Source organism: Nocardia sp. NPDC127526, from assembly GCF_042672265.1.
Classification (GTDB): domain Bacteria; phylum Actinomycetota; class Actinomycetes; order Mycobacteriales; family Mycobacteriaceae; genus Nocardia.
Window position 1 is genome coordinate 166922 of record NZ_JBHXVO010000006.1, and the last position, 19329, is coordinate 186250.

General features: G+C 66.4%; 21 protein-coding genes and 1 tRNA gene. 14 read left to right on the forward strand and 8 right to left on the reverse strand.

Features of this window, described 5'->3' with window-relative positions; genetic code table 11:
- Positions 1-11: 11 nt before the first annotated feature.
- The 4 genes from ACFVIV_RS13845 to ACFVIV_RS13860 all read right to left on the reverse strand — a co-directional run bounded on the left by ACFVIV_RS13845 (position 12) and on the right by ACFVIV_RS13860 (position 1646).
- Positions 12-695: a hypothetical protein gene (locus tag ACFVIV_RS13845; protein ID WP_379195994.1), complete on the reverse strand. Its 684-nt coding sequence runs from the start codon at positions 693-695 to the stop codon at positions 12-14.
- Complete coding sequence (locus ACFVIV_RS13850) at positions 692-1048, reverse strand: hypothetical protein (RefSeq protein WP_379195996.1); 357 nt, start codon at positions 1046-1048, stop codon at positions 692-694. The genes ACFVIV_RS13845 and ACFVIV_RS13850 overlap by 4 nt, the downstream gene beginning before the upstream one ends.
- Before the next feature lie 101 nt (positions 1049-1149).
- On the reverse strand, positions 1150-1410 hold the full coding sequence (locus ACFVIV_RS13855) for a hypothetical protein (RefSeq protein WP_379195998.1): 261 nt from the start codon (positions 1408-1410) through the stop codon (positions 1150-1152).
- Positions 1411-1424: 14 nt separating this feature from the next.
- Entirely contained in the window at positions 1425-1646 is a 222-nt protein-coding gene (locus tag ACFVIV_RS13860; RefSeq protein ID WP_379196000.1) for a hypothetical protein, read from the reverse strand.
- Positions 1647-1963: 317 nt separating this feature from the next.
- Here ACFVIV_RS13860 and ACFVIV_RS13865 point away from each other — a divergent pair, with 317 nt between their 5' ends.
- From ACFVIV_RS13865 to ACFVIV_RS13905, 9 genes are all read left to right on the forward strand, one after another.
- A complete protein-coding gene (locus ACFVIV_RS13865; protein WP_379196002.1) occupies positions 1964-2953 on the forward strand; it encodes a zinc-binding dehydrogenase in 990 nt (329 codons plus the stop codon).
- A 219-nt stretch (positions 2954-3172) separates the two neighbouring features.
- Complete coding sequence (locus ACFVIV_RS13870; protein WP_379196004.1) at positions 3173-3916, forward strand: hypothetical protein; 744 nt, start codon at positions 3173-3175, stop codon at positions 3914-3916.
- A gap of 155 nt (positions 3917-4071) precedes the next feature.
- Positions 4072-5448, forward strand: a complete 1377-nt coding sequence (locus tag ACFVIV_RS13875) for an MFS transporter (protein ID WP_379196006.1) — start codon at positions 4072-4074, stop codon at positions 5446-5448.
- Complete coding sequence (locus ACFVIV_RS13880; RefSeq protein WP_379196008.1) at positions 5438-5857, forward strand: MarR family winged helix-turn-helix transcriptional regulator; 420 nt, start codon at positions 5438-5440, stop codon at positions 5855-5857. The genes ACFVIV_RS13875 and ACFVIV_RS13880 overlap by 11 nt, the downstream gene beginning before the upstream one ends.
- Before the next feature lie 49 nt (positions 5858-5906).
- Entirely contained in the window at positions 5907-6683 is a 777-nt protein-coding gene (locus ACFVIV_RS13885) for an N-acetylmuramoyl-L-alanine amidase (RefSeq protein ID WP_379196010.1), read from the forward strand.
- Positions 6684-6912: 229 nt separating this feature from the next.
- On the forward strand, positions 6913-8775 hold the full coding sequence (locus ACFVIV_RS13890; RefSeq protein WP_379196366.1) for an amino acid transporter: 1863 nt from the start codon (positions 6913-6915) through the stop codon (positions 8773-8775).
- A 122-nt stretch (positions 8776-8897) separates the two neighbouring features.
- Entirely contained in the window at positions 8898-9803 is a 906-nt protein-coding gene (locus tag ACFVIV_RS13895; RefSeq protein WP_379196012.1) for a metal-dependent hydrolase, read from the forward strand.
- Positions 9800-10909, forward strand: coding sequence for a PDR/VanB family oxidoreductase (locus ACFVIV_RS13900; protein WP_379196014.1), 1110 nt, complete (start codon positions 9800-9802; stop codon positions 10907-10909). The genes ACFVIV_RS13895 and ACFVIV_RS13900 overlap by 4 nt, the downstream gene beginning before the upstream one ends.
- Positions 10910-10927: 18 nt before the next feature.
- On the forward strand, positions 10928-12697 hold the full coding sequence (locus ACFVIV_RS13905; RefSeq protein ID WP_379196368.1) for an SDR family oxidoreductase: 1770 nt from the start codon (positions 10928-10930) through the stop codon (positions 12695-12697).
- A gap of 536 nt (positions 12698-13233) precedes the next feature.
- On the opposite strand, the gene ACFVIV_RS13910 is transcribed toward ACFVIV_RS13905, so the two are convergent.
- The 3 genes from ACFVIV_RS13910 to ACFVIV_RS13920 form a co-directional block, all read right to left on the reverse strand.
- Complete coding sequence (locus ACFVIV_RS13910; RefSeq protein ID WP_379196016.1) at positions 13234-13689, reverse strand: hypothetical protein; 456 nt, start codon at positions 13687-13689, stop codon at positions 13234-13236.
- A gap of 90 nt (positions 13690-13779) precedes the next feature.
- Complete coding sequence (locus ACFVIV_RS13915; protein ID WP_379196018.1) at positions 13780-14796, reverse strand: TerC/Alx family metal homeostasis membrane protein; 1017 nt, start codon at positions 14794-14796, stop codon at positions 13780-13782.
- Positions 14797-14976: 180 nt separating this feature from the next.
- The gene (locus ACFVIV_RS13920) at positions 14977-15405 is read right to left on the reverse strand and encodes a nitroreductase/quinone reductase family protein (protein WP_379196370.1); all 429 of its coding nucleotides are present in this window, start codon (positions 15403-15405) and stop codon (positions 14977-14979) included.
- 116 nt (positions 15406-15521) lie between these two features.
- On the opposite strand from ACFVIV_RS13920, the gene ACFVIV_RS13925 reads away from it, so the two are divergent.
- The 5 genes from ACFVIV_RS13925 to ACFVIV_RS13945 all read left to right on the forward strand — a co-directional run bounded on the left by ACFVIV_RS13925 (position 15522) and on the right by ACFVIV_RS13945 (position 18164).
- Positions 15522-15595 (forward strand) — tRNA-Ile (locus tag ACFVIV_RS13925).
- Between the two features lie 98 nt (positions 15596-15693).
- A complete protein-coding gene (locus tag ACFVIV_RS13930; RefSeq protein WP_379196020.1) occupies positions 15694-16629 on the forward strand; it encodes a tyrosine-type recombinase/integrase in 936 nt (311 codons plus the stop codon).
- Positions 16630-16646: 17 nt separating this feature from the next.
- Entirely contained in the window at positions 16647-17237 is a 591-nt protein-coding gene (locus ACFVIV_RS13935; protein ID WP_379196372.1) for an AAA family ATPase, read from the forward strand.
- Positions 17238-17355: 118 nt separating this feature from the next.
- Positions 17356-17883 (forward strand): hypothetical protein, encoded by a 528-nt coding sequence (locus ACFVIV_RS13940; RefSeq protein ID WP_379196021.1) that lies wholly within the window; start codon positions 17356-17358, stop codon positions 17881-17883.
- Between the two features lie 74 nt (positions 17884-17957).
- Positions 17958-18164, forward strand: coding sequence for a hypothetical protein (locus ACFVIV_RS13945; RefSeq protein WP_379196023.1), 207 nt, complete (start codon positions 17958-17960; stop codon positions 18162-18164).
- An 87-nt stretch (positions 18165-18251) separates the two neighbouring features.
- Here ACFVIV_RS13945 and ACFVIV_RS13950 read toward each other — a convergent pair whose 3' ends face one another.
- The gene (locus ACFVIV_RS13950; protein ID WP_379196025.1) at positions 18252-18980 is read right to left on the reverse strand and encodes a DUF2971 domain-containing protein; all 729 of its coding nucleotides are present in this window, start codon (positions 18978-18980) and stop codon (positions 18252-18254) included.
- Between the last annotated feature and the right edge of the window lie 349 nt (positions 18981-19329).

A 19329-nucleotide genomic window follows, 5' to 3' on the forward strand; every position in this document is an offset into this window, starting at 1 on the left:
CCGCCACGCCGTCATCGCGAGGCGGGCTCGCGGTCGGGCAGTTGCCGCATGCGTGCACTGGCGATGAGCGAACCGATCGAGAACGCGAAGATGGGAATGCTCACCACCGGCGCCCACGCCTCGATCTGCGCCCCCGCCGGCCGCACCAGTGTCGCCACCCGGATCACCGCCAGCACCAACCCCGCGACCCCACCGGCGATGAACAACCCCAGCGGCAGCCGGAACCGCTCCGGCACATCGCGATAGCTCAACAGCGCGGCCACCAGGACAGCCGCATTCCCGACGATCCCGGCAATGGCCAGGATCCACAGATGCGTATCGAGAGTCCGGTCCGTCGGATTCGTTGGGTCATAGGTCAGCAGCAGCGTCGCCTCGACCACGATCAACCCCACATAGAACGCCTTCTTCAACACCGGCCGCCCCCACGCGTCCGCCACCGCCACCCCGATCAACCCCCCGGCCGCCACCAGCGCGACATCGGCGGCCAGCCCGGGCAGACTCTCGAAATGCCCACCGGGCAGCGTCAATTCATTGGCCGACCGATTCACCGCCGGGGTTCGCAAGATCGCCCACAGCGCCAGCAATGCGATCCCCACCGTGAACGGCCGCGATTCGGGCGCACTCCACCGCGGCAGCCGAACCGCCGCCGCGGCGAGCGCGAGCATCGCCGCCAGAATCGGCACCACATTGCTCACCGGAACAACCTCGCGCCCGCCTCCCCGTGCGATGGCCTCCGCTTCCCCTCATCCCCCTCTTTGTCCCGCCGCAACAACTCGGTGAGCAGCTGCCGGGTAGTGGCCTGCCGAATAGCACTACCGGATCCGGCGCGCTGCGCCTCGGCTTCGGTAATGATCCCCGCGACCACCTGCACCTCGACCGGATTGGCCGAATACGCCCGCGCAATCTCGATCAACGTCTCCACCGGCGGCGTCGCCAACGCCAAATGCCGAGCCAGCGTGGCTTGCGGAATCCCGGTCACCACCGCTATAGCCCGAGTGCTGTCACCCCCGGTCAGCTCATCCACCCACTGTTTCAGCTGCTCATGCACCGTCCAATCATGGCACGCGGCTGTCTCACTCCCGGTTCGGGCGCGGGGCATGTTCGAGGCCCGGTGGTGCGTGCCGAACCCGCGATGGTGCCGCGCCGGGCTCACGACCCGATGCTGTTTTCCGTGGGGACGGCGACCGCGCGCCCGTGGGTCAGAACGTGGGTGATGAGGGTGAGTTCCGCGTTCGTCAGAGTGGGCAGCTCGGTGGTTACCGCGGTCGAGGTTCGAGCCGTGTCGTTCTCGTCGGCAAGTCCGCCGATGACGCTCGGCCAGACGAATCCGAAGCCCGCAATGAGCAGTGCGGACATGGCGGCGATGGCGAGGAGGACGGCGGCGATGGCGATGAGGAAGAGCTTGAGCATGACCGGGTGGGGGCTCAGCGGCTGCCGGTGCGGACGCCGTCTCGGATCTGGTACACGCGGGAGGTGGTGATGTCGCCGGCGGCCTTGGCGATGAGGAAGACGCGTTCGCCGGAGAGGGTGGCGTCCTTGATCTTCTCGCGCCAGAGGGCGTCGGCGGCCTGGGCGGCCTGCTTGGCGGCCTCGCGGGCGGCGGTGGCCTCGCGGATGTCATTGAGGTGGTGACGGGTCGTCTGCATCGGGTCTCCCAGGGGATTGCTGGTTCGTTGCTGAATTGAAGGTAGAAGGGATGATGACTCGCAGTCAAGGCTTCATGTCTTGAAAATGACTCACTATCGAGTGGGTTAAAGCCGGATTGCAAGGTCATGGGCTTGAAAAACTTGATTGTTGCGATGGACACAGGGCGCTGGTTTGTGGAGTGAATGTGACTCGGTGTGCGTCAGATGTAGTTCGGTTTGTTCACCCGGGGCGTAATCCGCGCAGCACGGCTTGACCTCAATCGCGCTCGAGGTTCGAAGGTGGGGGAGTCGGTTGACGTCGAGAGAGAGGTAGTGCGATGCGGGTTGTGCAGGCCAAGGCATTCGGGGAGCCGGAAGTGCTGAGCGTGACGGAAGGGCCGGAACCGGTGGCGGGCGAGGGGGAGGTCGTGGTCGCCGTGGCGGCGATCGACGTCATGTTCCTCGACACGCTGCTGCGCAGTGGATGGGCGAAGGATTTCTTCCCGGTCGAGCCGCCGTTCGTGCCGGGCGGAGCGGTCGCGGGAGTGGTCGAGTCGGTCGGAGCGGGCGTGGATGCCGGGTGGATCGGCAAGCGGGTCGCCACCGCCACGGCCGCGAGCGGGATCGGACGGGGGACGCCGACGGGCGGCTACGCGGAGAAGGCGCTCGCCAAGGCCGACACCTTGGTCGCCGTGCCGGAGGGGCTCGGCTTGGAGCAGGCGGTGGCGCTGGTGCACGACGGCCGGACCGCGCTGGCGGTCATGGGCCGGGCCGCGATCCAGCCGGGGGAATGGGTGCTCATCACCGCCGCGGCGGGCGGATTGGGCACGCTCTTGATCCAGATGGCCCGGGCGGCGGGCGCACAGGTGATCGCGACAGCACGCGGAACGGCGAAACTCGAACTGGCGCAACGACTCGGCGCGAATGCCGTGGTCGACTACTCGAATGACGGCTGGGTGGAGGAGGTCGAGAAGCGCACCGGCGGTGTGCAGGTCCTGCTCGACGGGGCCGGTGGCGAGACCGGGCGCGCGGCGATGCGGGCACTCGCGACCGGCGGCAGGATCCTCGGATACGGCAATGCCGCAGGAGGATTCGCCGCCTTCGATGCCGAAGCCGCTGCGGCGCAGGGCATTGCCATCGTCCCGCTGTTCGAGATCAGCGCTGGCGAGGTCGACTGGAACGCCCTGCTCGAACGAGCGCAGGCCGAGGCGGCCGATGGGCGGTTGGAGGTCGTCATCGGGCAGCGCTTCCCACTCGATCAGGCGGCCGCCGCGCACACCGCCATTGCCGCCCGGAGCGCGATCGGCCGCACCATCCTCACGGTCTGATTCGGCCGAGTCGACGGTCTGATCCGGCCGAGCCGAGGCCAGATCGGCCGGGCCTCACGAGAGGTCCGGCCGAGTCTCGCGGCCGGGTCCGCCCGGGCCCGCACGGGTTCGTTCCGCCGGACCTGGCGCCCAGGTCCGGCGTGTCGGGAACGTTTTTCCTGGTCCCCGGCTTGCAGACGGGCAAGCTGGATACGGGTCGAACTCGACGCGGAGGTGGCTGTGCGCTATCGAGCTGGGTTGATCGGGGCGGTCGCCGTGGGGGTCTGGGCCTGGCTGGCGCCGCTCGCCGCCGCGGATCCGGGCGAGGCGAATCCCGTCCTGCCGGTGCCGGGCGACGCCGAGCCGGTGCCCCCGCGAACGGCCATCTCCCTGCGCTCGGTGGTGCCGGGGGTGCGATGGGGCACGGCGAACGAGACCGAGACCCGGGCGGGTCTGTCCATCGCCAAGCTCTACCTGGCCGACTACGCGCTGCGGCACGGTGACGGCTCGGCGCAGGACAAAGAGCTGGGGGAGCGCATGATTCGCGACTCCGACGACAGCGCGGCGGCCGTGATCGCGGCGAAGTATCCGTACGCCATCGACTCCATCGCCGCCGAATACGACCTCCCCGCCACCCGCGGCAACGACGACTGGGCCATGTCCTCGACCAGCACCGCGGACGTCGCCGACTTCCTCCTGGTGAAACTGCGCAGCGATCCGGACAGCCCCGTCCTCGAATGGATGTCCGATCCGAGCGAGATCGCGATCGACGGCACCGTCCAGGACTGGGGCACCGCTCGACTCCCGCACGTCACCGGCACCAAATGGGGCTGGTCGGACCTGGGCGTCCCGGAAGTGGCCTCCGCTTCGTTCGGCCCCGGCTTCACCGTCTCCGCCCACACCTACGGCACCTCCGAAGAGCACACCGACGACATCCTCGCCGCCCTCCCCACCGTCCTCGCCGCCCTCCTCGACGAGTTCTGATGCTGGACATGCGATCACCGGGAACTGGTGGCGGCATCGGCCGAGCAGCCCCCGCCACCAGTTCCCGGTCGGTGCTGTTTCAGATTCTGTGGGGTGACGGGGGCCACTGGGCGCGCCTCTTGCCGGGCGAATAGTTTTAGTTTCACAATAATTGTGTGTCTACAACTATTGGTGAGTTGAGCAAGAATCGGAAGACGTTGATCCTGGTGACGTGCTGTCTCAGCCTGCTCATCTCATCGATGGACGCGACCATCGTGAATGTGGCGCTGCCGGCCATCCGCGAGGATCTGGGCGCTTCGGTGTCGCGGTTGCAGTGGATCGTGGACGTCTACACGCTCACGCTGGCCAGCCTGCTCATGCTCTCGGGCGCGACCGCGGATCGCTTCGGCCGCCGGCGGATGTTCCGGATCGGCCTGCTCGTCTTCGCGACCGGTTCGCTGCTGTGCAGCCTGGCGCCCACCATCGAAATCCTCATCGGCGCACGGTTCTTGCAGGCCGTCGGCGGCTCGATGCTGAATCCGGTGGCCATGTCGATCATCACCACCGTCTTCACCGGGAAGGTGGAACGCGCACGCGCCGTGGGTGTCTGGGGTGCGGTGGTGGGCATCTCGACCGCCATGGGCCCGCTGGTGGGCGGCGGGTTGATCGATAGCCTGGGCTGGCAGTCCGTGTTCTGGATCAACCTGCCGATCTGTGCGATCGCCCTCGTCCTCACGACCCTCTTCGTGCCGGAATCGAAGTCGGCCACCCGGCGCGGTGTCGATCCGATCGGTCAGCTGCTGGCCATCGCGGTGCTGTTCACGCTGGTGTTCGGCCTGATCGAAGGCGAACCGGTGATCTTCCTGGCGACCGCCGCCGCCCTGGCCGCATTCGTGTGGCACGAGGCCCGCCATCTCGCGCCGTTCATCGATCTCCGCTTCTTCCGCAGCTTCCCGTTCGCCTCGGCCACCGTGATCGCGGTCTGCGCCTTCGCGGCGCTGGGCGCCTTCCTGTTCGACATGTCGCTGTATCTGCAAGGCACCCGCGGCTTTTCGGCCGTGCACACCGGTCTTCTCTACCTGCCCATGGCGCTCGGCATGCTGATCTTCTCCCCGCTGTCCGGACGCCTGGTCGGCCGGCACGGCACCCGGCCCTCACTGCTGGCCGCGGGCACGCTCATGACGGTGGCCGCCGTCGGCCTGACCCAGCTGCGCCCGGATACGCCCATCTGGCTGCTGATCGTCGTATTCACCGTCTTCGGAATCGGTTTCGGCATGGTCAATGCCCCGATCACCACGGCCGCGGTCAGCGGTATGCCGCTGGATCGGGCGGGCGCGGCCTCGGCGGTCGCCTCCACCAGCCGGCAGGTGGGCGTCAGCATCGGCGTGGCCCTGTGCGGCGCGCTGGCCGGGGGCGGTCTGTGGTGGACCATCGCCGCGCTGACCGCGGCGGTCACCGGGCTCGGCGTGGCCGCCAATACCGCGTGGGCGTACGGTACCCGGGATCGCGTCGCACCATTGCTCGAACAGAAGGCCCCCGCCCATGCCGGATGACTCGCCCACGCCCGATGAGGTCTGGCGCATGCTCACCACTTTGGTGATGGATTCGCGCGACGTCTACCGGCGCGCTGTCATCGAGCGAACCGGCTTGCCGTTCAGCCGGATTCGCATTCTGCGCCGCCTGCGCGGTGGGCCCCTGACCGTCAAGGAACTCGCGCACGCCGCCACCATGGACGCCCCCGCGGCCACCGTGGCCATCACCGATCTCGAGGAGCGCGGGCTGGTCGTGCGCGAGATCGACGCGGCCAATCGGCGGCGCAAACTGGTGTCGCTCACCGATACCGGCCGTGAGGTGGTGGCCACCGCGCTGGCCACGCCGGACCCCGCGCCGCCGCGCGTCACCGAGCTGAGTGCGGGAGACCTGCGCACGCTGCGTGACCTGCTGCACAAGCTCGAACACTGAATTCCGGCCTGTCCGGATCATGTTTGCGCCGATCTGCCCCTACGGTGGGATGGTGCGACAGCGACGGATGAAGGCGATGGCGGCGATCTGCGGTGCACTCCTGACCGCGGCGAGTGGTGTGGCGTCGGCAGCGCCCACGAGTCCGGCGGGCCCGCTCCCGGCGTCACCCGTGCGGCCGATCTTCGGGCAGACCGTCGTGATCGATCCCGGCCACAATGGCGGCGGCGCCGCACAACCCGATGTCATCAACGCGCATGTCCCGGACGGTCGCGGCGGGACGAAACCGTGCAATACCACCGGCACCAACAGCAATAGCGGCTACGCCGAGCACGCCTTCACCTGGGATGTGGCCCAGCGCGTGCGGGATGCGCTCACGCTGCGGGGGATTCGGGTGATCATGACCCGCGACAGCGACACCGGGGTGGGGCCGTGCGTGAACGAGCGCGGGTCGCTCGGCAATTCGGTCGGCGCGGCGGCCGTGGTGTCCATTCACGCCGATGGCGCGGCGGCCGGGGCGCACGGGTTCCATGTCGCCCATTCGTCGCCACCGCTGAACGACGCGCAAGGCGAACCCTCGGTTCGGCTGGCCACCATGTTGCGCGACACCATGGTCGGCGCGGGCTTCGTGCCGTCGACCTATACCGGCTCCGAGGGGCTGAACCCGCGTCCCGATCTGGCCGGGCTGAACTTCTCCGAACGTCCGGCGGCCCTGGTGGAATGCGGCAACATGCGTGACCCGGGTGATGCCGCGCTCATCGAATCACCGGACGGGCGGGCGCGATTCGCGAACGCCATTGCCGACGCCATCGCCGCGTACGTCGGCTAGTCCCGCACCCGCCCGGCTACCACACCGGCCTGCCCGGCGTACGGCGCGGTGTGTCGATCCGTCCGGTTTGCCGTGAGTAAATTGGCCACGACATTGCTGGTTTCGGGTAACCGGACTGACGGGTTCCGGGAGGAATCACTTGACCACGACCGCCGAACGGTCCCGCTCGCGATTTGCCGCCTGGCTGCTCGAGGATGCCGGCGAGCAAGCGGCACAGCTCCCCGGGCCCATGGTCAAGCACACGCCGAAGGAGCATCGCCATCCGTGGTGGAAGGTCATGTGCCTGACCGGCGTCGACTATTTCTCCACACTCGGATATCAGCCCGGTATCGCCGCGCTGGCCGCGGGCGTGCTGTCGCCGCTGGCCACCCTCGTGCTGGTGGCCCTGACCCTGCTCGGCGCGCTGCCCGTCTATCGCCGCGTGGCCAAGGAGAGCCCGCACGGCGGCGGATCCATTGCCATGCTCGCCAACTTCCTGCCGAACTGGTGGGGCAAGCTGCTGATCCTGGTGCTGCTGGGCTTCGCGGCCACCGACTTCACCATCACCATGACGTTGTCGGCGGCCGACGGCGCCGCGCACATTGTCGAGAACCCGTACACGCCGGACTTCATGCACGGGCACAACCTGCTCATCACGCTCGTGCTGCTGGCCTTGCTGGCGGCGGTGTTCCTGAAGGGGTTCACCGAGGCCATCGGCATTGCGGTCACGCTGGTCGCGGTGTTCCTGGCGCTGAACCTGGTCGTCGCCGTGGTCGGTGTGATCGAGGTGATCCGGAACGCGCACCTGGTGACCGACTGGGGGCATCTGCTCACCGCGCAGCACGGCAGCCCGATCGCCATGATCGGCGTCGCGCTGCTGGTGTTCCCGAAACTGGCGCTGGGCCTGTCCGGGTTCGAGACCGGCGTGGCCGTCATGCCGCAGATCAAGGGCGACCCGGGCGATTCCGATGATTTCCCGCGCGGCCGCATTATCGGCGCCCGCAAGCTGCTGACCACCGCGGCGATCATCATGAGCTGCTTCCTCATCGTCTCCAGCTTCATTACGACGATCCTGATTCCGGACTCGGCCTTCCAGCCCGGCGGTGCGGCCAATGGCCGGGCCCTGGCGTATCTGGCGCACGAGCATTTGGGCAATGCCTTCGGCACCGTCTACGACGTCAGCACCATCGCCATCCTCTGGTTCGCGGGCGCCTCCGCCATGGCGGGTCTGCTGAATCTGGTTCCGCGTTACCTGCCGCGCTTCGGCATGGCGCCGGAGTGGGCGCGCCAAATCCGGCCGCTGGTACTGGTTTTCGCGACCGTCGCGTTCGGGATCACCTGGTATTTCGATGCCAGCGTGGATGCGCAGGGCGCGGCCTACGCCACCGGCGTCCTCGTGCTGATCACTTCGGCCGCGGTGGCGGTGACGCTGTCGGCCTGGCGTAAACAGCAGCGCGGCAGGGTGATCGCCTTCGGCGCGGTGTCGCTGATCTTCGTCTACACCACCATCGACAACATCATCGCCAAACCCGAAGGCGTGCACCTGGCCCTGTTGTTCGTGCTCGCGATCATCGTGGTGTCCTTCGCTTCCCGGGCTCGCCGCGCCTTCGAACTCCGCGCCGTCGAAGTGACCTTCGACGACAAGGCCGGACAGATCATCGACGACCTGGCCGCGCGCGGCGAGATCCGCATCGTCACCCACGACATCGATCAGCGGCAGCCCGAGGAATACGCGGAGAAGGAAGCCGATCAGCGCCGGGAGAGTCATATCCCCGACTCCGAGCCGATTCTCTTTCTCGAGGTGATCGTCAAGGATCCTTCGGAATTCAGCACGCACCTGCTCGTCACCGAGGTGGATGTGGCCCAGTACCACATCCTGAGCGTCGAAGCCGCCGCCGTCCCCAACTCCATCGCCGCCATTCTCCTGGCCATTCGCGACCGCACGGGCGTCATCCCGCACGTGTATTTCGAATGGACGGAAGGCAACCCGCTGATCAACCTGCTGCGCTTCATATTCTTCGGCGAAGGCGAAGTGGCGCCGGTGACCCGCGAGATCCTGCGCCGCGCGGTGCCGCGCCGGTCCCAGCGCCCCCATGTCCACGTGGACAGCTGATCGACAATCTAGATGTAACTCCTGGTTCCACACATAGGTAGAATGTTGCTACGCTCACGTAGCAATGCGGTGGCTGCGGGTGGTTTGCCCCGGTCACGGACATACGAACACCAGGAGTATCGATGAAGCTACTTCCGAAGCTGGGCCGCCGTGTGGTGACCGAACCCGGTGAGGTAGCCCTGCATGCCCGCAATGTGCAGTTCGACTGGTCCCGCACCGATCCGGTGTGGATCAAGGACGAGCCCATCGCGTCGCACGTACTCAATGCGCTGAGCATGCTGCTGCCCGAGGGCGAGCGCATGTTCCTGGTCACCTTCGGGGAGGCGCTCGAGCTGGTGCGGGACGAGAAGCTGCGCGAGGCCATGATCGGGTTCATCGGCCAGGAGTCGATGCATGCCGAGAGCCACAACGGGGCGCTCGAAGAGGTGCTGAAGACGCACGGGTACGACGTGGAACCCTATGTGCGGCAAGCGGAATACCTGTTCCGCAAGACCCTCGGCCCGCGCGAGATGGATTCGCCCGCCGCGCAACAGCAGCAGCTGGTCGAGCGGCTCGGCGTCATCGCCGCCCTCGAGCACTTCTTCGCGTGGCTCGGCGACTGGGTGCTCAATGCCGATCTGGAGCAGTTCGACGCCGACCCGCAGATGCTGGACCTGTTCCGCTGGCACGGCGCCGAGGAGGTCGAGCATCGCATGGTCGCCCACGACGTCGCCGAATACTTCGACGTCGGCTATGTCCGCCGCGGCGCGCTCATGCTGATGGTCTTCCCGATCTTCATCGCCCTGCTCGTGCGCGGCGCCAAGTTCCTGGTGCACCAGGACCCGAACCTGCCGAACCACCGCTATCCGATGCTCATCTGCCGCATCTTCGCGTCCATGTGGCGCGGCGCGGTGCCGGGCGTCCCGTCGCTGCTGGTGAGCGCGCTGTCGACGTTCAAGCCGGGTTACACCCCGGAGACGGTCGGCTCGACCGCCCAGGCGGTGGCCTACCTGGCGCAGTCTCCGGCGGCCCGGATGATGGCCTCGTGAGCGGAACTCGATCGGTTCCCAGCGAGCCGCCGCTCGACCTGTACGGCAAGGATCGCTCCGACCGCACCACCCGGGTTCTCGACTTCATCGCCGAATCCCGGCTGCGCTGGACCACTTTCGTCAATCGGAAGGAACCGCCGGCCCGGGTCGACGACCGGCGGCTGCCGCTGGTGGTCGTGGAACGCCGGGTGGAGGCCCACGACACCGATGTGATCAGCCTGCTGCTCACCGCGGCCGATGGCCGGAAGCTGCCGCAGTGGCGGCCGGGCGCGCACCTGGACCTGGAGTTGCCGTCGGGGCGGGTGCGGCAGTACTCGCTGTGCGGCGATCCGGCCGACCGAAACGCCTATCGCGTTGCGGTGCGGCGCATTCCGGATGGCGGCGGCGGGTCGCTGGAGGTGCACGACGCGCTGAAGATCGGTACGCCGGTCACGGTGCGCGGGCCGCGCAACGCCTTCCCGTTCGTGCTGCCCGGTTACGGATCTTCCGCCGCCCGAGTGCATTTCGTGGCGGGCGGCATCGGGATCACGCCGATTCTGCCGATGGTGCGCATGGCGCACCGGCTGGGCGTGGACTGGACGATGGTGTACGCCGGCCGCAGCCGCGACACCATTCCATTCCTCGGCGAGGTCGAGAGCTTCGGCGATCGCGTCACCATCCGCACCGACGACGAGCACGGGCTGCCGGATGCGCGGGCGCTGCTGCCGGGGGTCGGCACCGATACCTCGGTGTACTGCTGCGGCCCGGTGGTGATGACCCAGGTCATCGCGGACGCCGTGCGCGACATGCCGGGCGTGGAACTGTATTCCGAGCGGTTCTCACCGCCGCCGGTCGTCGACGGCACCGCGTTCCGGGTCGAGCTGGCCCGCACCGGCGAGACCATCGAGATTCCCGCCGACAAGTCCGTGCTCGAGGAAGTCCTCAAAGTCCGCCCCGACAGCCCGTATTCCTGCCGCCAGGGCTTCTGCCGCACCTGCCGGGTGCGGGTGGTCTCCGGCGCTATCGACCACCGCGACACCGTGCTCACCGCTGCCGAGCGGGACGCCGGCGACATGCTCATGTGTGTATCCCGTTGCGACGGTGACCGCCTGGTGCTGGATCTCTAGCACCCGTTTCAGGAGAAGATCGTGACCGATCAATCGACCATCATCCCCGCCGCCGAACGCATCGTGCGCAATGGGGATTTCGAGCTCGCCGTCTACGAATACGGCGAGCCGTCCGCGGAAACCATTGTGCTGGTGCACGGTTGGCCCGATGACAATCATCTGTGGGATCGGGTGGTGCCGCTGCTGGCCGACCGCTTCCACGTGGTCACCTACGACACCCGCGGGCACGGGCGCTCCACCCGGACCGACCGCACCGAGGACTACCGGCTGGAGAACTTCGCCGCCGACCTGTTCGCCGTCGCCGACGCGGTATCGCCGGATCGGCCGGTGCACGTGCTGGCGCACGACTGGGGTTCGGTCGAGGCATGGGAAGCGGTCTGCGAGCCGGAGGCGGCCGCCCGGATCGCCTCCTTCACCTCGGTGTCCGGGCCGAATCTGGATCATCTCGGGGCGTGGGTGCGCGGGAACCTCTCGCGCGGCAAGGTGTGGGGTCCGCTCACACAGCTGCTTTCCTCGACCTACACCGGGCTGTTCATGACGCCCGGCGTGCCGCGCGTGGTGCTCAAACCGCTGGGCACCGAGAAGATGTGGTCGCGGTTCGTGGGGCTGATGAACGAAACCTCACCGGAGAACATCAAACTCGGGCCGGAGTTCCGGCGCGACTTCTTCGACGGGATGCGCATCTATCGCGCGAACATCCTGCGCCGCATGGCCGAACCGCGTGAGCGCCGCACCGAGGTGCCGGTGCAGCTCATTATCGCCCGCCGCGATGTGGCGGTGCGGCCGGCCGGATACGACGACACCCAGGACTGGGCGCCGACGCTGTATCGCCGCGAAGTGGGCGGCGGGCACTGGCTGCCGTTCTCGCATCCCGAACTGCTCGCCACCGCGACCGCCGAGCTGATCGACGCGCTGCGCACCGGTGTGCGGCCGCGGTCGCTGCGCCGTGCCGAAGTCTGCCGGGAGCAGCGGATTTTCGAGGATCAGCTGCTGGTCATCACCGGCGGCGGCAGCGGTATCGGCCGGGAGACGGCGCTGGCGTTCGCTCGTGGCGGGGCCGAAGTGGCGCTGTCGGACATCAATCTCGATTCGGCCAAGGAGACCGCGGAACTCATTGCGCGCGAAGGTGGTACGGCGCACGCCTACCAGCTGGACGTGTCCGATGCATCCGCGGTGAGCGAGCATGCCGCGGCGGTCATCGCCGAGCACGGCGTGCCCGATATCCTCATCAACAATGCGGGCGTCGGCCAGGCCGGTGACTTCTTCGACACTCCCGCAGCCGAATTCGACCGGGTGCTGAATATCAATCTGCACGGCGTGATCAATGGCTGCCGTGCCTTCGGCAAGGCCATGGCCGACCGCGGGCTCGGCGGGCACATCGTCAATCTGTCCAGCATGGCGGCCTATACGCCGCAGCGCGGATTCTCGGCCTATTCGACCAGCAAGTCGGCGGTCTTCATGTTCTCCGACTGCCTGCGAGCGGAGCTGTCGGGCAAGGGAATCGGCGTGCACACCATCTGCCCGGGCATCGTGCACACCAATATCGTCGCCACCACTCGCTTCGCGGGCGTCTCCGCCGAGGAGGAGGCCGCCAAGCAGCAGAAGTACGACAAGCTGTACGAGGCGCGGCGATACGGTCCGGAGAAGGTGGCGGCGCAGATCGTCAAGGCGGTCGAACGGGATCGGGATGTGGTTCCGGTGACGCCCGAGGCGTGGATGCAGTACCGGTTCAACCGGTTCGCGCCGGCGGTGGCACGGTTCTTCGCGGCGCGGGTGAAGCTGACGTAACCGGCGGCGGGTCCCGCGTACCCACCGGGTGGTCCCTTCACACCCGGTGGGATTCCCCCGATTGCTGGGGCTGTCGAAGCGGTCGGTGCGCCAGTAGCTTTCGGCTTGCACAATGGAAAGTGCGCTCGCTCGGGGGAGCCGCAGTCAGGGGGACTCGGCCGGTAGCCGGCGGGCGGGGGAGGGGAATCCCATGATGACAGTAGGAATCGCCATCGCTGTTCTGATCGGCCTCGCCGCGTTGTTCGGCGGGTATGCGATGTGGCGCGACAGCCGGAGCGGCTACCACCATCGCAATCGCGCACGCCGGTGGGCCGGATACTCCGGGGGCAGCTCCGGTAGTTCCGGAAGCTCTGGCAACTACGGCGGCGACTACGGAAGCTACAGCGGCGGTGGAGACAGTGGCGGTGGCGGTGGTGGCGGCTGCGGCGGCGGAGGTGGCGGCTGCGGCGGAGGTGGCGGCGGCTGCTGAGGCGTAACACCCGCCAACACGTGAGAGCCGGTGCGGTTGTACCGCACCGGCTCTCGTCCGTCTCCGCTCACGCTCGATCCTGCAGCGAGCGCTCGATGAAGGCGACCCGTTCGGCCGGGATGCCCCACGGATCCTCCACCCCGACCCTGGTGTCGAGATCCCAGATCACGCACTCCTCGCCCGGCCGCGCCACCAGCGACCACGCCACGACGGTCCGGGCCAGCTGATCCACCATCGGATCCGCCGAAGTATCGCGCGACCCCTCATCGGCCGGATAGTGGTGCAGGAACTGCCCGTACGCCGCCTCGCAGAAGCGCGCGTACCGCAGCGTGCACAGGATCAACCCGTGCCAGGCCTCGTCGACCGCCTGCGACGGCATTCCGATCACCTGCTCGTCCCGCAGGGCGGCCCCGCAGCAGCGCAACCATTGGCGCAGACCGGTTTCCACGAGTTCCCGCGGCCCCCAGGGACATTTCTTGAAGATGGTGTCCGGGAGCTCGAGTGCGTCCACAACAGCGTTCATCTCGTCGATCCCCGGGCGCCGAAAACGTTGCAGCAACATGCTTCACGGTATGTCGGGGCCGGTATCGGTCGCATGGCGCCGATTCTGGGGTCAGGCAGTGGTGGAGGGCTCGATTTCCTTCTCCGGCTCCGGGCCGCGAGTGGCGCGCAGGCTGGTCAGCGTCACCGTCACCAGCACCACCACGATCACCACCAGCGAGGCCGCCGTCGGAATGGTCGGCACGCCGCTCCAGATGCCGTGCGCCCAGTGCAGCACCAGCTTCACGCCGATGAAGGCCAGAATCACCGCCAGGCCATAGGCCAGGTGCACCAGCCGCGACAGCGCCGCGTGCAGCACGAAGTACAGGGCGCGCAGACCCAGCAGCGCGAACGCGTTGGTCGCGAACACCAGGAACGGATCGCCGGTCACGCCGTACACCGCGGGCACCGAGTCCACGGCGAACACCACGTCGGTGGCCATTACCGCGGCGACGACCAGCGCCAGCGGGGTGAGGGCGCGCCGCCCGGCCTCCATCACCGTCATCCGCGTCCCGCGGTAGTCATCGGTGACCGGCATGAGCTTGCGCATCAGCCGCACCGACCGCATCGTCGAGATGTCGACTTCCTGCTCGTGCCCGCCGGCCGCATCGGCCAGCAGCTTCACCGCCGTGATCAGCAGAATCACGCCGAACAGCAGGAACGCCCAATCCAATGTCGCCAGCGCCGCCGCACCCAGCGCGATGAAGATCCCGCGCAACACCAGCGCGCCGACAATGCCGTACAACAGCACCCGCTGCGCCAGCGCCGCAGGCACCGCGAACGCCGACAGCAGCAGCATGAACACGAACAGGTTGTCCACCGACAGCGACTTCTCCAGCAAATAGCCGGTGAAGAACTCCATCCCCGCCGTGCCGCCGCTGTTGAACCACAGGAACACGCCGAACGCCACCGGCAGCGCGATATAGAAGACCGTCCACCCGATCGCTTCCCGCATGGACACCTCGTGCGGCTTCCGCGTCAACGCGAAGTCCAGCACCACCAGCGCCAGGACAACAGCAATCGTCCCACCCCACAACCAGGGCGTACCGACACTCTCGATAACAGTGGAACTAGCCAAAACAGAATTCACAGGGACCTCCTCGGGCATGGCAAACGACCCGAGGTCTCCTTCACCCATCTACCTGGGCAACCACCCGGGGGCCACGACCGCGTAACCCGTACTGACCGGAATGATTCTTGGGAAGTACTCCCCTCTGCGCGACAGGATAGCCGACCCTTAACTCACCTGTCCAATTTGTCCCTGTCCGCCCTACCTGGGACTGAGCACCACCACCGCGAGCGGCCGCGACGTCATCCGCTGATACTGCGCATACCGCCCCTGGTTGACCTTGTCCGCCAACCCGAACCGCCGCGCATAATCCGGATCATCCGGATACGTAGCCCGACCGGTCACCGCCATCCGCCTCGTCCCCACCTGAATCTCACACTCCGGCGCGGCCTTCACATTCGCCAACCACCCCGGCGGCCGCGCCGACCCGCCATTGGACGCCGTCACAATGTAGTCCCGCCCATCCCGCGCGTACGTCAGCGCCGAAGTCCGCGGCTGCCCGGTCCTCCTCCCCACGGTCCGCAACAACAAGGTGGGATTCCCGAACAACAGCCGATGCCCCACCACCCCCCGACTGTTCTCATAAACCCACTGATGCGCCCGCAACACATGCACGAACAGATTCGCCATCATTCCTCCCGATGAGCGGTCCACCTACGCCCCCGTAAGATCATGCCGCGTCCAAGTATGCATCGCCCCCTTCGAAGCGGTAGCATCGCGAGGCCCGCAGAGATCTCCAGCGGTCGGGGGCGGTAGCTCAGTCGGTTAGAGCCGTGGACTCATAATCCATTGGTCGCGGGTTCGAGCCCCGCCCGCCCCACTTTCACCCCTTGAGCAGCACGAACAGCCGCTCGAGATCGTAAGACATTCGAGTACAAAGCGCCGCCAGCCTTGTATTCCGGCGTAGGATCTGCCCGTATGGAGACGTTCAACTTGGACGATCTCCGGGAACTGAAGGACGACTTCGCCACTGAGCTACGTCGACGGAACCGCAGCAAGGTCACTATCGACGGCTACCTCGTACGCATCGACTACTTCATCGACTTCCTCGTCGAGAACGACTTGCCGACAACCGGTCCCGAGATCACCCGCGACCACCTCGGCGCCTTCATCGAGTCCCTGCTGACTCGTCCGAACAAACGAACTGGCCGTCCCCTCGCCCCGGAGTACGCCCGCAGCCACTACCGAGCCCTGCAACAGTTCTTCAAATACCTTGCCGCAGAGGACATCATCGAGGCCGACCCGTTCGACAGGATGGCTCTGCCCGACGCACCCGAACAACTCGTCGAAGTCCCGCCCGACGATGCGCTCCGCCAGCTGCTCGCCGAATGTGCTGGCGCCGACTTCAACGCCCTACGCGACACCGCCATCATCCGGCTCTTTGCCGACACTGGTTGCCGCGCAGGCGAAATAGCGGGACTCGATGTCGACCACCTGGACTTTGCAGAGAACACCGCACTTGTACTTGGGAAGGGCCGCAGACCACGCACCGCTCCGTTCGGCGACAAGACCAGAGTTTCACTCCGCAAGTACCTGCGGGCGCGCGCCAAGCACCCCAAAGCCAAGAAGGAAGAAACAGCACTCTGGCTGGGCGTCCAAGGCCGCATGACCGACCACGGCATCCGCCAGATGCTCGAACGCCGCGCTGCCGCAGCCGGTATCGGCCACATCCACCCCCACCAGTTCCGCCACTGGTTCGCCCACACCTGGCTGGCCAACGGAGGCCAGGAACAAGACCTCATGATGCTCGCGGGTTGGCGATCCCGGCAGATGCTCGATCGCTACGGCAAGTCCGTCGCCGACGAACGCGCGAAAGCAGCGCACCGGCGCGCACGGCTCGGCGACAAACTCTAGGTGAACCCATGACCGATATGCATCCCGCGTTGTCCAGTACGACCTGCGCAGCCTTGCGAGAGGCCGTTCATGGGTTCGTCCGAGGCGTCGTAGTCGTATGCGGGTTTCCCGCCGTAGGAAAGTCGAGCGCATCCCGGCTCCTGGCTACCGAGATGGGAGCCCTCGTGTTGGACAAGGATGCCTTCGCGCCTGCGCTCGAGGAATCCGTGATGGCCGAGCTGACCGGCAACCCGCATGATCGAGACAGCGCGGTCTATCGGCGAGTACTCGGACCGCATATCTACGACGCGTTGGTGAGGAACGCGCTGCGAGTCGGCGAACACCACGCCATGATCGTCGATGCACCATTCATCGACTACGTGCGGACGGCTCACCGCCAAGGACTGTCCCTGTCGGAGTACATCAGTGGAAAATCCGATCGAGTGGTGGACGTCCGCACGGTATGGCTGTGCGCTACCCCAGAAGTGATCCGCGAAAGGATGATCCGGCGCGGTGCTGAGCGAGATCGCACCAAGCTGGCTGATTGGGCGGCTTACCGCACCGACGTCTTGGACTCCGGCATTAGTTCGTTCGCCAAGGAAGTCGTCGACATCATCGTTCAGAACTAAGCGCCCGTCAGTACGCCACAGTGTCCAGCGAACGCGCTGCAATGCCGATTACGTGACGTCGGCTGGCGGGGCCGGGGTCTCGTCGTGCTGGACATCGCGATGGACAACACTGACGATTATGAAGGTGTCCGCCACCTTCTGGATTCCTTTGGCCGCATTGCTTTCGGCTGTCATCAGCGCAGGCAGCGTAATGCTTACACAACGCTTCACGCAGAAGAGCGCAGATCGCCGAGCAGACATCGAACGTCAGAGCCGTGATGATCGAGACCGAGAACTGTGGACTCGCGAGGATGCTCACAGATCATACGAATATCGACGCGACACGTACGGCGCCTTCCTCGCGCTGTTCTACCAGCACCTACACGAGATCGAGCACTGGTACGTACGCGAAGATCGGGAACCCCCAGCGCCCGACGCGTTGGCCGATCTCTACGAGAGGGGAACACTCATCCGGATCTGTGGGCCGCGAGCGATCAGCGACGCCGCCGGAGAGATGTGGGACTGGATGTCAGTCGAATACTGGAAGGACAGAACTGCCGCCAGCCACCAAGAGCAACCCGACCGACTGATCCGCCGCTACCTATCCCTCGTACGACAAGACCTCGCTGTGCTGGACGCGGCACCAAGCCCGCCCGCTAGAGGGTGACCCCACTCGAACGTCCTCTCTGCCGCGTATGGCGTGGTTCGAACGACCACGCGGCACGCATGTGAGGCCGGGACGTGGCGCTCGACCTCAGCAGCGCACTGCGCGCGGTCATCGACGGCGGACCCTACGACCAGGACTGCGGATACGCCTCCTGGAACAACGCCGACCCCCACCACAGCGCACCGGGATGGACCATGTTGGAAGAAGTGGAATCACGCATCCCGTGGCCGGAAGCGTCAAAGAAAACCAACCAGCACATCATGGCGTTCTGGGCAGGCTGAGATCGCTCCTCGTGTCGTAATTTATTGTGCGGCAGGATGTTCTGCTAGGGTAGAGCTTCTGCCCCGGCGTCGACGAACTTCCGATACTCAGATGTAGCGCGGGCGCCCCAGCAGGGTCGAATACTGAAGTCGGTCACCGAGCCCGGCACCCTCGACGGACGCGGCGACAATCTCGCGTTCGTGCGCTGAGATTGTCGAGCCGAGGACGATCCTGTCTACAAGCGCCTCCAGATCGAACTCGACATGGATGCCGCCGTCTGGAACCTGGACACCAAACTCCTCCGCCATCCGAAGCGAGATCGCCAGGCGGAACTCCCTCTCCCATTCGAACGCCCGGTGCTTGAAGAAGAAACGGTCTAACATTCCAGCGCCATTCATTCTGACCTGGGTGAGGTCAATATATTCAACCGGCGCGGCGATCAGCTGCTCCACGCCATAGTCTGGACTGAGCCTGAATGGCCGGAACGCCGCGCGCATGCGCTCGGGGGTGGTGCAGATGGCGATACCCTTGTGCTCATTGGCATAGAGCTTCCACATCGCATCACTTTCATATGAGGCCCGATGCCAGCAACTGATCTTGGTCAGCCGCTTGAGCGCGAAGAAGGCGTTCTCGGAGATCTCCATGGCCGCGTACCGGGGATCGGTGTCGTGTTCGTCGGCCTGCACCGCGACCGCGCCTTCGAAGGGATCGGAGAACTGTGTGGCCGCCGCGAAGTAGAGTGTCGACATCTCCAGTGTCTCGATAAACCGCTCCATCCGGAAATACTTCCAGACCGGGCCGTCCCACTCAACATTACGACCGCCAAACTCAAGCACGAAGACCTCCCGATGACCGGCGCGTCGGCGCCCAGAGACCAGCCACTGTCGACGGCCGTAGCTTAGCCATAACTGGCTCCGCCACACGGTTGAAACCACGGGTCGCTCCCGGACGTGCCGGATGAATCCGCGCCGCCGTCTGTCCTGAGTCCGTCAGCAAGAACCATTCGGGCTGAATTTATCTCGGCGTCGGCAGGGTACTGAGTTCGCACCGTTGGTGAATGCGAACATGGACAGCGGATTGATCGGGGCCACCCAGGACGCATTAGCGTCGCAGCCAGGTCGCCGATTCAGCTATGCCGCGACCGAGTGTTCGCGAACGTCCGTATCTGCCGCATATCGTGCTGGC